The sequence below is a fragment of the Streptomyces sp. NBC_01460 genome (assembly GCF_036227405.1).
Classification (GTDB): Bacteria; Actinomycetota; Actinomycetes; order Streptomycetales; family Streptomycetaceae; genus Streptomyces.
The window spans coordinates 7,181,909-7,195,453 of the sequence record NZ_CP109473.1 but is presented as its reverse complement, the minus strand read 5'-3'; the positions used below and the strand labels follow the sequence as shown (position 1 = coordinate 7,195,453).

11 protein-coding genes are annotated in these 13,545 nt (G+C 72.1%); 2 read left to right on the top strand and 9 right to left on the bottom strand.

Annotation, left to right across the window (positions count from 1 at the left end; genetic code table 11):
• Nucleotides 1–206 precede the first annotated feature (206 nt).
• The gene (locus OG488_RS32390) at nucleotides 207–641 is read left to right on the top strand and encodes a VOC family protein (protein WP_329235580.1); all 435 of its coding nucleotides are present in this window, start codon (nucleotides 207–209) and stop codon (nucleotides 639–641) included.
• A gap of 178 nt (nucleotides 642–819) precedes the next feature.
• The gene (locus OG488_RS32385) at nucleotides 820–2,019 is read left to right on the top strand and encodes a low temperature requirement protein A (RefSeq protein ID WP_329235577.1); all 1,200 of its coding nucleotides are present in this window, start codon (nucleotides 820–822) and stop codon (nucleotides 2,017–2,019) included.
• Between the two features lie 15 nt (nucleotides 2,020–2,034).
• Here the strand turns inward: OG488_RS32385 and OG488_RS32380 are convergent, their stop codons facing one another.
• The 9 genes from OG488_RS32380 to OG488_RS32340 form a co-directional block, all read right to left on the bottom strand.
• Complete coding sequence (locus OG488_RS32380; RefSeq protein WP_329235574.1) at nucleotides 2,035–3,369, bottom strand: FtsX-like permease family protein; 1,335 nt, start codon at nucleotides 3,367–3,369, stop codon at nucleotides 2,035–2,037.
• Entirely contained in the window at nucleotides 3,359–4,099 is a 741-nt protein-coding gene (locus OG488_RS32375; protein WP_329235571.1) for an ABC transporter ATP-binding protein, read from the bottom strand. The genes OG488_RS32380 and OG488_RS32375 overlap by 11 nt, the downstream gene beginning before the upstream one ends.
• Entirely contained in the window at nucleotides 4,096–4,665 is a 570-nt protein-coding gene (locus tag OG488_RS32370) for a PadR family transcriptional regulator (protein WP_329235568.1), read from the bottom strand. Before OG488_RS32370 ends, OG488_RS32375 begins: the two co-directional genes overlap by 4 nt.
• Before the next feature lie 185 nt (nucleotides 4,666–4,850).
• A complete protein-coding gene (locus tag OG488_RS32365; protein ID WP_329235565.1) occupies nucleotides 4,851–5,834 on the bottom strand; it encodes an ABC transporter substrate-binding protein in 984 nt (327 codons plus the stop codon).
• A 1-nt stretch (nucleotide 5,835) separates the two neighbouring features.
• On the bottom strand, nucleotides 5,836–7,818 hold the full coding sequence (locus tag OG488_RS32360; RefSeq protein ID WP_329235562.1) for an ABC transporter permease: 1,983 nt from the start codon (nucleotides 7,816–7,818) through the stop codon (nucleotides 5,836–5,838).
• Nucleotides 7,818–8,876: a quaternary amine ABC transporter ATP-binding protein gene (locus OG488_RS32355; RefSeq protein ID WP_329235558.1), complete on the bottom strand. Its 1,059-nt coding sequence runs from the start codon at nucleotides 8,874–8,876 to the stop codon at nucleotides 7,818–7,820. Before OG488_RS32355 ends, OG488_RS32360 begins: the two co-directional genes overlap by 1 nt.
• Nucleotides 8,873–10,444, bottom strand: a complete 1,572-nt coding sequence (locus tag OG488_RS32350) for a GMC family oxidoreductase (RefSeq protein ID WP_329235555.1) — start codon at nucleotides 10,442–10,444, stop codon at nucleotides 8,873–8,875. The genes OG488_RS32355 and OG488_RS32350 overlap by 4 nt, the downstream gene beginning before the upstream one ends.
• 73 nt (nucleotides 10,445–10,517) lie before the next feature.
• Nucleotides 10,518–12,050, bottom strand: a complete 1,533-nt coding sequence (locus tag OG488_RS32345; protein ID WP_329235553.1) for an aldehyde dehydrogenase family protein — start codon at nucleotides 12,048–12,050, stop codon at nucleotides 10,518–10,520.
• A 360-nt stretch (nucleotides 12,051–12,410) separates the two neighbouring features.
• On the bottom strand, nucleotides 12,411–13,358 hold the full coding sequence (locus tag OG488_RS32340) for a C45 family peptidase (protein WP_329235550.1): 948 nt from the start codon (nucleotides 13,356–13,358) through the stop codon (nucleotides 12,411–12,413).
• Nucleotides 13,359–13,545 lie beyond the last annotated feature (187 nt).

The window sequence follows — 13,545 nt, the reverse complement described above, 5'->3', positions numbered from 1 at the left end:
CGAACGGTGACAACCAGTCAGGGGACGAACACGGCCGTAGGCCCGTGGAACAGCCGGCTGGGAGGCGCGGAGGTGAAGGCCGTTCCGGGGCCTTTCGCCAGGGACTTGGGTACGGTGGCGGGGGGGTGCCACCGGTGCGGACGGCCCACCCGCGCCCGGACGGCAGGGCCACGGCAGGGCGCGGTGAGCGGCACTACGATGTGCCGATGGCAACGATCAGGCAGGTCCAGGTCACCTTCGACTGCTCGGATCCTCGGCGCGTCGCGCGTTTCTGGAGCGAGGTGCTGGGGTACGTCATGACGCCGCCGCCCGAGGGCTTCGACACCTGGGAGGACTTCGACCGCACCCAGCCGTCCGAGGACCGGGGCTCGTGGGCCGTCTGCACGGATCCCTCAGGTGTGGGGCCGCGGCTGTACTTCCAGCGCGTTCCCGAGGGCAAGACCGCCAAGAACCGGGTCCATCTCGACGTGCGGGTCGGCACCGGGCTCGTGGGTGCGGAGCGCCTCGCCGCACTGGAGGCCGAGTGCGCGCGGCTGGTCCCGCTCGGCGCGGTGCGCGGACAGCTGCTGCTCGCCGACGAGGAGAACGAGTCGTGCCTCAACATGCAGGACGTCGAGGGCAACGAGTTCTGCCTCGACTGAGCGACCGCGCGCGCCGTGGCCTGTCGGCGTTGCACGAGGTCAGGCGGCGCTCGTAACGTGACCGGTGTCCGTCGAGCCGACCGACCGGCCGGTGGCCTGCCCGGTCGGCGTCGGCAGCCCCGGCCGTCTCGGAACGGCCGGGCCGCGACAGCCCTCCGAACGTGAAAACCGGGTACGCATGAGTCAGTCACCGTCCGCCCTCGGGGCATGGCACCGGCCGATGGTCGCACGCCTCGCGGGTGAGGAGAACCGCACGGCGACCGCGCTGGAGCTGTTCTTCGACCTGTGCTTCGTCACCGCCGTCGCCCAGGCGTCGGGAGCCTTCGAGCACGAACTCGCCGAGGGGCACGTCGGGGACGGGGTCCTGGGCTACGCGATGGTGTTCTTCGCGATCTGGTGGGCCTGGATGAACTTCACCTGGTTCGCCTCCGCCTACGACACCGACGACGTCCCGTACCGGCTCCTCACCCTGGTCCAGATCACGGGTGCCCTGATCCTGGCCGCCGGCGCGGCCGACGCCCTCTCGCACGACGACTTCACCGTCATCACCTGGGGATACGTCGTCATGCGGCTCGCGATGGCCACCCAGTGGCTGCGCGCCGCACGCTCCGACCCGGAACGCCGGCGCTCCTGCGTGCGCTACGCGGTCGGCATCCTGATCGTGCAGGTCGGCTGGGTCGCGAGGCTGGCGCTGCCCGAGGACTGGGGCCTGCCGCTGTTCGCGGTCCTGGTCCTGGCCGAGATCGCCGTCCCCGTCTGGGCCGAGAGCCCGGCGAACACCACCTGGCATCCTCACCACATCGCCGAACGGTACGGGCTGTTCACCCTCATCGTGCTCGGTGAGACCATCACCGCGGCGACCGCCGCCGTCCGGACCGCGCTCGACGGCGAGACGGACCTGGGCGACATCGCGACCCTGGTCGTCGGCGGCGTGCTGACCGTGTTCGCCCTGTGGTGGCTCTACTTCGCACAGAACGCCCCCCAGCGGCTCACCGGTTTCAGGGCGGCGATCCTCTGGGGCTACGGCCACTATGCCGTCTTCGCCTCGGCCGCGGCGGTCGGTGCCGGACTGGCGGTCAACGTCGCCCACGCCGGCGGTCACGGCCACCTCTCCGACCGCGCCGCCGCGGCGACGTTCACCGTCCCGGTGGCCGTCTTCATCACCCTGGTGTGGCTGCTCCACCACCGGGCGGAGGAACTCCGCAGCCGGAACGACCTCATCCACCCCGTCGCGGTCCTCGCCGTCCTGGCCACGACGTTCCTCCCGGTCCCGGTGCTCACCACCGGTGTCCTCGCCGCCGCACTCGTCGCGGCGACACTCGTCGTGGCGACGCGTGCGGACGGCGGGGCGGATGCCGCCGAAGCGGGAGCGGCATGACGCGGGCAGGAGGCCCTACGTGAACCGCAGTTCCGACGGATGGGTCACGCGCCGCAGGAGCGGCAGGGACGTCGCCGCGACCAGCAGGCAGGCGGCGTAGACGGCCAGGGGGACGAACAGCGGCAGCAACGGTACGAAGCCGTTGTTCACGACGGTGGTGTACGCCAGGTACACCACCGTTCCTCCGGCCCCCGCGAGCAGGAGCGCGGGGGCCAGGGGGATCGCGGTCTCCAGCAGTGTGGCCGCGGCGAGGACCCGGTACGGCACGCCGGCCGCCGCCTGCGCCGCGAGTCCCCTGCGGCGGGTGGCGAGCGACTCGGCGGCGCCCACGGCGAGGCCGCAGAGGCTGATGGCCAGAGCTGTCAGCACGGCGGATCCGGCGAGGTCGATACCGGTGGTGTAGAAGGCCATTCCCTCCGGCGGGTGGCCGGGCCTTTGCAACTCCGCGAGCAGAACTCCGCGCACGCCCACGAAACCCACGCCGACGACCGTGACCAGCAGCAGCGCGCCGTGGGTGCGCGCGGCGGCCCACGGATCGTGCGCCAGGCGGCTCGCGGCGATGAGCACCGCCGGGCTCTTCGCCCGGAGGGTGAGCCTGCGGCCCGTGTACGCCGCCGAAGCCCCGGCCGCCCAGATCGCGCCCGCCCCGGTGAGGGACACCAACGCCAGGACCATCAGCCCGAACGGAGTCCCGCCGGTGTCGGCCGGCAGCAGGAGCAGCACTGCTCCGGTGGCGATCAGCACGGCGCCGAGCAGGAAGCCGAGCGCAGCCCGGCGCCCGCGGTCGGGCCCCGTCCGGCGCAGATGGCCGAGGGGTGAGGCGACCACACGGCGCAGGACGAGGACGCTCACCGCGGCGGCGACCACCGGGACGGCGAGGACGACCCCGACGAAACCCGCCCAGGCCGCAGGGGGCGGGGTGTGGCCCTGTACGGCGAGGAGCAGGACGAACGCCCCGAAGCCGACGGCCGAACCGGCCAGGCAGGCCAACGCCGACTCCACGGCTGCGATCCTCCTCACCTGGAGGGGTGTCGCCCCGGCGAGCCGCATCCCGGCCGTCCTCCGGTGCCGGTGGACGGCGCCGATGCGGGCGCACTGCCCCAGGAATCCGACCACCGGGACGAGCAGGAGCACGAGCGTGAGCACGACCCCCGCACGCTGGCCCGGCTGGTCCAGCAGCCCGTGTGCGGAGGGGATCGACACCTGGCCCGGCACGGCGGCGACCGTCACCGCCGCGAGCGCGAAGGCGGTGGCGAGCAGGGCGCCGAGAAGGGTGAGCGAGAGCCTCCACCACTCGCGGCGCTCCGAGCCGCGCGCGAGGATCCAGGCGATGCGGATGTCAGATCTCACGGCGGGCCGCCTCCTGACCGGCAGGCTCGGCCGAGCCGGAGAGGACGGCTCCGTCCCGGAGCACCACCTCACGGTCCGCGTACGCGGCGATCTGGGCGTCATGCGTGATCAGGAGGACTGCCGTGGCCGTCTCCCTCGCGGTGTGCACCAGGGCCGTCATCACCTGTTCCCCGGCGAGCGCGTCGAGGGCTCCGGTCGGCTCGTCCGCGAAGACCGCCTTGGGCCCGGTGACCAGGGCCCTTGCCAGTGCGACCCGTTGGCTCTGGCCCCCGCTCATCTCGCCGGGCCGCAGATCTGCCTGGCCGCGTACACCGAAGCGCTCCAGCCACTCCCCCGCCCGCCGGCCGGCAAGGTCGCGCCGGATCCCCGCCAGGAGCAGAGGCAGCGCCACGTTGTCGAGCGCGGTGAGCTCGGGGATCAGCTGACCGAACTGGAAGACCACCCCGAAGTCGTCTCGCCGCAGCCGGCTGAGCCGGTCCTCGGACAGCCCGCCGAGGTCCTCGCCCCCGTAGACGACGGTGCCTTCGTCGGGCCGGACGATCCCCGACAGGCAGTGCAGCAGCGTGGACTTGCCGCTGCCGCTCGTGCCGGTGACGGCCAGGATCTCGCCCGCGTGGAGGTCGAGGGAGGCGCCCCGAAGTGCCTCGGTCCTGCCGTACGACTTCTTCAGACCGTGCGCCGAGATCAGCGCCGGGGCCTCCGGAGAGGCCTGTTCGTCCCGTGTGCTCATGCTGAGTTGACCTCCGCGGTCAAGGTGTCGATCCGGGCCGCGGTGGTGGTCATCCACCGTACGTCGGCGTCGAGATGGGCAAGGGCGTAGTCGGCCGAGAGCACCGTGCTGAGGTCGGCGCCGGGCGTGGTCTTCAGCGCGGTGAGCTCGCGCATCCGCTCCATGTGGGCGGTGCGCTGGGCCCGGAGGTGCGCGGCGGCGTCCGGCGTGCGCCCGTCCTGGCCCGTCCGTGTGCCGGCTGCCGCGACGAGGATCGAGACCACCACCTTGGAGAAGATCTCGTTCGTCACGAAGGGGGCGGGCGCGGTGATCTCCTCGGCCCAGCGCCCGAGTTCGTGTGATCCCTCGTCCGTGGACCGGTAGAGGGTGCGTTCCGGGCCGCCGTCCGAGTCGGTGCTGTCGATCGCGGCCAGACCGTCACGCACCAGGCGCTGCAGCGTCGTGTAGACCTGCCCGTAGGCCAGCGGGCGGGCCTGCGGGAAGCGTGCGTCGTACTGCCGCTTCAGGTCGTAGCCGTGACAGGGACCCGCTGCGAGCAGGCCCAGGAGGACGTGGCGGGTGCTCATGCGGCCGACTATATCCTCGGTACATGTACTGAGTGAATAGTGAGTCCGGCCATGAGTGGCCTGAAGCAGCCGGAGCAGCCGCGAACAGCAGGAGCAGCCCCGGAACGCCGTCAGCCGCCGCGGTGGTGCCGCGGCGGCTGACGGTGGGCGGGGCGAGGCCGGGCCGGGCCGGGCCCCGGATCAGGTCACCGGTCCAGCCACTTCTTCCAGGTGCCGGGGTGCTTCTCGATCCAGCGCCCCGCGGCCTCGTCGGGCGACAGCCGCTCGGAGGCGATCATCTCGGACACCTCGTTCTGGTCCTTCTCCGACCAGTGGAACTTCTTCAGGAACGCGGCCGCGTCCCCGCCTCGCTTCGAGAAGTCCGCGTTGAGGTACTTCTGCAGCGGGGTCGTCGGGTACGCGCAGTCGATGTCGGCCGGGGCCTTCGCCGCGCAGGCGTCGGAGTACTCGGGGAGCTTCACCTCGACCATCGGCACCTCGTTGAACAGCCACTGGGGCTGGTACCAGTAGCTGAGGAAGGGCTTCTTCTCCTTGGCGAACTGCTGCATCTGCGTGATCTGGGCGGCCTCGGAGCCGGCGAAGACGACCTTGTAGTCGAGGCCGAGATTCTTCACCAGCGCCTTGTCGTTGGTGACGTAGGACGGCGAACCGTCCATCAGCTGGCCCTTGTCGCCGCTCTCGGCGGTGCGCAGTTCGTCGGCGTACCTGTCGAGGTTCTTCCAGTTCGTGACGTCCGGGTGCTCGTCCGCCCAGTACTTGGGGACGTACCAGCCGATGTGGCCGGTGACGCCGAGGTCGCCGCCGGACACGATGGTCTTCTTGTCCTTGACGTACAGCTTCTCCTGGTCGGGGTGGCCCCAGTCCTCCAGCATGGCGTCCACCCGGCCCTGGCTGAGGGCGTCCCAGGCGGGTACCTCGTCGGTCTGCACGAGGTCGACGCGGTAGCCGAGCTCGTCCTCGAGGATCTTCTGGGCGACGGCCACGTTGGCCTGTGCGCCGACCCAGGACTGGACGGACAGGGTGACGGTCTTGATGTCCGCGGGTGCCGCGAACGGGGAGGCCTGCTTGGTCATGTCGGCCGCGCCGCAGCCGGTGACGGCCAGCAGGGCGCCGGCCGAGGCGACAATCGCGGACGTACGGAGGCGGGCACGGGTACGGGTGCGAGCCATGTCAGCTCTCCTTCCGCTGGCGGCGGGCGGTGGGCTGGGTGACGCGGTCCAGCATCAGTCCCAGGCAGACGATGGCGGCGCCCGCGACGAGACCGGTGGCCAGATCGCCCTGCGCCAGGCCGAAGACGACCTCGTAGCCGAGTGCCCCGGAGCCGACGAGGCCGCCGATGATGACCACCGCGAGGACCAGGACGACGCCCTGGTTGACGGCGAGCAGCAGGGCGGGCCTGGCCAGCGGGATCTGGACCTGGCGCAGTTGCTGGCCGCTGGTGGCGCCGAGGGAGCGGGCGCACTCCATCGCGGCGGGGTCGACGCCCCGCAGCCCCTGGGTCGTGATGCGGACGACGGCCGGAAGCGCGTAGACGACGGCTGCCGCGGCCGCGGGGGCACGGCCGACGCCGAAGAGAGCGACGACGGGGATGAGGTAGACGAACTGCGGCATCGTCTGGAAGACGTCCAGGACGGGGCGGAGCACGCGTTCGAGGCGCCGGCTGCGCGCGGCACCGACGGCGATGCCGAAGCCGAGGACCAGGGTGACGGCGACGGCCGCGATGACCTGGCTGAGCGTGTCCATCGACAGGTCCCATACGCCGAGGACGCCGATGGCGGCCATGGCCAGCACGGCGGTGAGCGCGGTGCGCCAGGTGCCGATGGTCCAGGCGAGGGCGGCGACGATCAGCAGCACGGACCACCAGGGCAGGCCCTGCAGTCCGCTGCGGAGCGGGTTGAGGATCCAGCTGGTGAAGTGGGCGGCCCAGTCGGCGGTTCCGCCGATGACGGGGATGCCGGTGTAGAGGTGGTCGACCATCCAGTCCTTGGCGGTGTTGACGGGACCCGCGATGGCCACGATCCCGCCCTCGGGCCAGACGCGTCCGCCCGTGAAGCGGCCGACGACGGCGACCGCGGCGGCGGCCAGGGCGGCCAGGGCCCATCCGCGTGCTCCGCGCAGGACGGCGGGACCGGTGGGCTCCGTACCGATCTTCCGGCCGGCCGCCTCGGTCGTACGGTCCAGGACGACCGCCAGCAGCACGATGGGGATGCCCGCGGCGAGGGCGGCGCCGACGTCGACGGAGGAGAGCGCCTGGTAGACGCGGTCACCGAGGCCGCCGGCTCCGATGACGGAGGCGATGACGGCCATGGACAGCGCCATCATGATCGTCTGGTTGAGGCCGAGGAGCAGTTCCTTGCGGGCCAGCGGGAGCCGGGCGCTCAGGAGGCGCTGCCGGCCGGTGGCGCCGAGCGAGGTGACGGCCTCCATGACGCCGGCGTCGGCACCGCGCAGTCCGAGTGCGGTGAGCCGGGCCATCGGCGGGGCCGCGTAGACGACGGTGGCGAGGACCGCGCCGGGCACGCCGATGCCGAAGATCAGCACGACGGGCAGCAGGTAGGCGAAGGCCGGCAGCACCTGCATGGTGTCCAGGACGGGGCGCAGGACACGGAAGGTGCGCTCCGAGAGCCCGCCGGCCAGCCCGAGGAGCAGGCCCAGCACCACGGAGGCCAGGACCGCGACGACCATCAGGGCGAGGGTCTGCATGGTCGGGACCCACATGCCGAGCAGCCCGCAGACGAGGAAGGACGCTCCGGCGGTCAGCGCGAGGCGCCATCCGGCCGTGCGCCAGGCGACGAGCGCGGCGACGGCGGTGACACCGGCCCAGCCGAGGGCGAGCAGCGCCAGGTAGACGCCGCGTACCGAGAGGACGACGGCGTTGCTGATGTGGCCGAAGAAGTAGAGGAACAGCGGGTGGCTGTCGCGGTTGCCGATGATCCAGTCGTTGACGTCGCCGAGCGGCCCGCTCAGGTCGACGGTCAGGGCTCCGGGCCAGACCCCGCCACCCCAGCGGGCGTGTGCGAGGGGTACGGCGACGGCGGCGATCACCAGGAGCGAGAGGATCTTGGCGAGGACGGGCCGGTCGCGCAGGGCCGCCAGCGGGCCCTTCCCCGGGGGTCCTGGGACGGTGCGGGTGGCCGCCTGTGCGGTGGCCATCAGACGGTCACCTCACGGGCTTCCGGGCCCACACCGGCGACGACGTCGAGCAGGCACGCGTGGTCGACGACTCCGAGCAGCCTCCCGTTGTCCATCACCCGGGCGACGGGGTCGCCGGAGCGGGAGAGCGCCTCGATGGCCTCGGAGACGGTGGCGGCGGGGCGGACGGCGGGTCCGCCCTCGCCTTCGCCCACGGTCGGCGGCCGCATGGCGGTGGCGACGGTGAGGACCTGCTCGCGCGGCACGTCCCGGACGAACTCGCGTACGTAGTCGTCGGCCGGCGAGCCGACGATCTCCTCGGGGGTGCCCAGCTGGACGATGCCGCCGTCCCGCATCAGCGCAATTCGGGTGCCCAGGCGGAGCGCCTCGCCGAGGTCGTGCGTGATGAAGACCATGGTGCGGCCCTCCTCGCGGTGCAGCCGGACCACCTCGTCCTGCATCTCGCGCCGGATCAGCGGGTCGAGCGCGCTGAACGGCTCGTCGAAGAGGAGGACGGACGGGTCGACGGCGAGTGCGCGGGCGAGGCCGACGCGCTGCTGCTGACCGCCGGAGAGCTGGGCGGGGCGACGCTCCTCGAGGCCCGCGAGGCCGACCTTCTCGACCAGCTCGGCCGCCCTTGCGCGCCGTTCGGCCTTGCCGAGGCCCTGGATCTCCAGGCCGTAGGCGACGTTGTCGAGGACGGTGCGGTGCGGGAGCAGCCCGAAGTGCTGGAAGACCATCGCGGCGCGGTGGCGGCGCAGTTCGCGCAGCCGGGTGGTGTCCATGGCGAGGACGTCCTCGCCGTCGATGGCGAGCGTGCCGCCGGTGGGCTCGATGAGCCGGGTCAGACAGCGGACGAGGGTGGACTTGCCGGAGCCCGACAGGCCCATGACGACGAAGACCTCGCCCTTCTCGACGTCGAAGGAGACGTCACGCACGGCTGCGGTGCAGCCGGTGCGCTCGCGCAGTTCCGCCGGAGGCAGGCCGGCGAACTCGCTGCCGGGGATGCGGTCGGCCTTGGGGCCGAAGACCTTCCACAGGTTCCGGACGCTGAACACAGGGGTACCGGCTTCACTCATCGGACGTCGCCTCCGGTGGTCGGGGTCGCTCGGAGCAGTTCGGCGCACTTCTCGCCCACCATCAGGACACCGATCATCGGGTTCACGGCGGGCATGGTCGGGAAGACGGAGGCGTCGGCGATGCGGATGCCCTCCAGGCCCTGGATCCGCAGCTGCGGGTCCACGACGGCCGCCGGGTCGCCCACCGCTCCCATCCGGCAGGTGCCGGCCGGGTGGTAGACGGTGTGGGCGACCTTGCGGGCGTACTCGCTGATGTCCTCGTCGGACGTGACCTCGGGTCCGGGGCACACCTCGCGCGTGAGCCAGTGGGCCAGCGGCTCGGTCCTCGCTATCGCGCGGGCGAGCTTGATGCCGTCGACGAGGGTGCGGGCGTCGTAGTCGTCCTCGTCCGTGAAGTAGCGGAAGTCCAGGGCCGGTTTGACCTCGGGGTCGGCGCTGGTGAGGTACAGCCGGCCGCGGCTGCGCGGCTTGGGGATGTTCGGGGTCATCGACACGCCGTGCTCGGGCTTCTCGTAGCCGAGGCGCTCCGGGTTGTCGGTGAAGGGGATCTGGTAGAAGTGGAACATCAGGTCGGGGCCCCGGGATCCGGGGTCGCGGCGTACGAAGAGGCCCGCGTCGGAGTCCATCGCGGAGTTCTCCGGGATGGGTCCGTCGGTCTCCCAGACGATGACCGACTCGGGGTGGTCGAGCAGGTTCTCGCCGATCCCCGGCGCGTCGTGGACGACGGGGATGCCGAGCGCGGTGAGGTCCTTCGCCGGTCCGACGCCGGAGTGCATCAGCAGCCGCGGGGTGTCCACCGCCCCTGCGCAGACGATGACCTCACGGGCGGCGTGCAGGAGCGTCTCCTCGCCGTCCTTGGTCCGGACGTGCACACCGGTGGCGCGGTTGCCGTCGAACTCCAGGCGGCACGCCCAAGTCTCCAGCAGGATCGACAGGTTGGGGCGGTCGCCCGCCTCGATGTGCGGGTGGAGGTAGGCGACGGACGCGGAGGAGCGCTTGTTGTTCTCCGGGTGGTACGCCAGGTCGAAGAAGCCGGCGCCCTCGTGGAAGGGCTTCTTGTTGAAGCTGTCCACGCGCGGGACACCGGCGGCCGCCTGGGCGGCGTCGACGAAGTCGCGGGCGATGGCGTTCCGGTCCTTCTCGTCGACCGGCACGATGTTGTTCCGCAGCCGGGCGAAGTAGGGGTCCATCGCGGCCGCGTCCCAGCCCTCGGCCCCGGCCTCGGCCCATTCGTCCCAGTCACCGGGCAGCGGCTTGAAGCTGATCAGCGTGTTGTGCGAGGAGCATCCGCCGAGGACGCGGGCGCGGCTGTGCCGGATGTGGGAGTTGCCGCGTGGCTGTTCGGTGGTGGGGTAGTCGTAGTCGAGGTCACCCCCGAGCAGGCCGAGCCACCGGCGGAGGGTGAGGACGTCCTCGCGGTCGATGTCCGAGGGGCCGCCCTCGATGACGGTGACGGTGACATCGGGGTCCTCGGTGAGGCGGGAGGCGATGACCGAGCCGGCCGTACCCCCTCCGACGATCACGTAGTCGACCGGTTCGGGGCGTGCGGTGCTGGGGGACGGTGGCATCGGTTGCTCCTTCTGCAAGGTGCTGACGTGTGCGTGGTGCTGCGAACAGCCGGGCGGGGAGGGTCGGTTGCGCTCAGCCGGCGAACCAGCGCTGCGGGCGCGGGTTGAGGTTCTGGTAGATGTGCTTGGACTCGCGGTACTCGGCGAGCCCGGTGGGGCCGAGTTCGCGGCCGGTACCGGACTTGCCGAAGCCTCCCCACTCGGCCTGCGGGAGGTAGGGGTGGTAGTCGTTGATCCAGACGGTGCCGTGCCGCAGGCGGCCGGCGACGCGCCGGGCCCGGCCCGCGTCGGTGGTCCAGACGGCGCCGGCGAGGCCGTAGTCCGTGTCGTTGGCCAGGGTGACGGCTTCTTCCTCGGTGCGGAAGGTCTCGACGGTGAGGATCGGGCCGAAGGTCTCCTCGCGGACCACCCTCATCTCCCGGTGGCACCCGTCCAGGACGGTCGGCCGGTAGAAGTAGCCGCTCGCGGGCCGGATGCCGGTGGGCTCGGGGCGGGCGCCGCCGGAGCGGACGACCGCGCCCTCCTCGCGGGCGGACGCCACGTACGCCTCGACCTTGGCGAGCTGCTGCGCGGAGACGAGCGGACCGCATTCGACGCCGTCGACGGTGCCCCGGCCGAGCCGGATCGCGTCGGCGCGGCGGGCGAGTTCGGTGACGAAGCGCTCGCTGACGGACTCCTCGACGATGAGGCGGGCCCCTGCGGAGCAGACCTGGCCGCTGTGGAAGAAGGCGGCGTTCAGGGCCTGGTCGACGGCGGTGTCGAAGCCGTCGTCGGTGGCGCAGGCGTCGGCGAACACGACGTTGGGGTTCTTGCCGCCGAGCTCCAGGGCGACCTTCTTGACGGTGGGTGCGGCGGCCTGGGCGACCTTCGTACCGCTGGCGAGTCCGCCGGTGAAGGAGACGAGGTCGACGTCCGGGTGCTCGGAGAGCCGGGCACCGACGGGGTCGCCCGCGCCCGTGACGAGGTTGGCGACGCCGTCGGGGAGTCCGGCCTCCGCGAGCAGGCGGATCAGGTGGACGGTGGAGAGCGGGGTGACCTCGCTGGGCTTGAGCACGAAGGTGTTGCCCGCGGCGAGGGCCGGGGCGATCTTCCAGCTGGCCTGGAGCAGCGGGTAGTTCCACGGGGCGATCAGGGCGCAGACGCCGACCGGCTCGTGCACGACGACGCTGTGCACGTCGGGGTCGCCCGCGTCGACGACCCGGCCGCCGCTCTCGTTCATGACGAGGTCGGCGAAGTAGCGGAAGGCGTTGGTCACGTCGTCGACGTCGACGCGGCCCTCCTCCAGGGTCTTGCCGGTGTCGCGGCTCTCGATGATCGCGATCTCCTCGCGGTCCCGCTGGAGGAGCCCGGCGACCCGGCGCAGCAGCTCGGCGCGCTCACCGACGGGCCGGTGGGGCCAGGGGCCGTCGTCGAAGGCGCGGCGCGCGGCGGCCACGGCCGCGTCGGTGTCCTCGGTGCCGCCCTCGGAGACGAGCGCCAGGACGGTGGCGTCCGCGGGGTCGAGGACCTCACGTGTCGCGCCTGACGCCGCCGCCTGCCACACACCGTCGATGTGGAGGGTGTCCAGGGCGGCCGTGGCGTGGGCCGACGAGGGGTGAGCCGACATGTAGTGGTCTGCCTTCCGTGCCTGAATTGCTCCGCACCGGTCCGGCCGAGCACTCTTCCGCGCCGGTGGACCGGGATGGGGGCACACCAGCAGCCCGGACACCTCTCCGGTCCGGCGGAATGTATGCCGAGAAACTCACCCTGGGTGACATGACTCACTGGCAGGGCGCTACGGCACGAGGCGACACACTCCCGCGACGCCTAGTTTTCATGCAGATGGTTGACTTGCGGACGACTTTTCGGCGTGGCCGAGCCGCATGTCCCGGGTCGACCTCGGGACGGAGACGGGCGGAGCCCCGTGACGCCGCGCGGCCTGACCGCCGACGACGTGCTGACCGCCAGGGCCGGGACGGGGGCCGTCTCAGTCCTCTCGGCCGAGGGTGACCGTGCGCGCGCCCGGGACGAAGGCGGCGAAGGACTGCTCCCAGCTCCCGCCGGGCCAGAGGTAGGCCACCCGCCCCTCCCCCGGCCGGTAGGCAGCCGTGTACAGGGTGCCGAGACCCTCGTCGTAGGAGTACTGGTACAGCGGTGGCCGCAGCATCGCCGCCACGTCGCCGACGCCCGCGGCACGCACGGCTCGCAGCCGCTCCTGGGTACGCGAGAACCGTTCCTGCTCCTCCGGCACCGGCGCCTGCTGATGGTTGGCGGCGCAGGCGTCCGGTGTCACGGTCAGCGGGATGTCCGGTCCGACGAACACCGTCATGACCTGTTCGGAGTCCACCAGGGTGATGTTCTGCGGGATCGAGACCGGTATCGACCGCAGCCTGGCGAGCGCCTGCTCGACGGTGGTGCAGGTCTCCAGCAGATACCGCAGCACGATGAGCACGGCGAAGCCGGGCCCGTGGACGAACCGTCCGCCGAAGGTGAGCGAGACGGCGAGTCCGGCGTCGTTCATGCCGTCCAGCAGGCCCCAGCCCGCTTCCTGCATCCCGATCACCGGGCGCAGGAACCGCGAGGAGACGATCGTCCCCTCGCACGCGTCGGGGCTGAAGTCGTAGTTGCGCAGCAGCGTTCCGTCACCGCCGATCTGCGTACAGCCCGAGAAGAAGGGCCGCAGCGCCGCGTGGGTGAGGAACGTGGCGCCGTCGGGCCGGTCCAGCTGTCCGGCGAGCCGGTCGAGCACGGGGACCAGCTCCGGCATGTGCGTCTCGAAGAGCACCCGGGCGTTCTTCGCCGCCTCGGGGGTCCGGGCCTCCTCGCCGAACCAGTCCCCCGTGTGCGGCCGGATAGCCTGGGTGTGCGACGCCCAGCGGCCGTCGGTCCCGTCCCCGATGTCGAGGGCGCGGAAGGTCTTCTGACGCTGGGTCATATGTGCCGCCTTCGTGTACGGGCCCGGTTGCGGGTGGTCCAGGGGCAACGTAGCGAATTCGGGCTGTGTCAGGCCGTGCCGGGCGGGGGCCGTGCGGCCGTCACGGGTATGGGTCGGCCCCGGAGAGGGGGCGCGCCGGGGCGGCTCTCTCCGGGGCCGGCCCGGGTCGGACGACGGTGACCGCTCC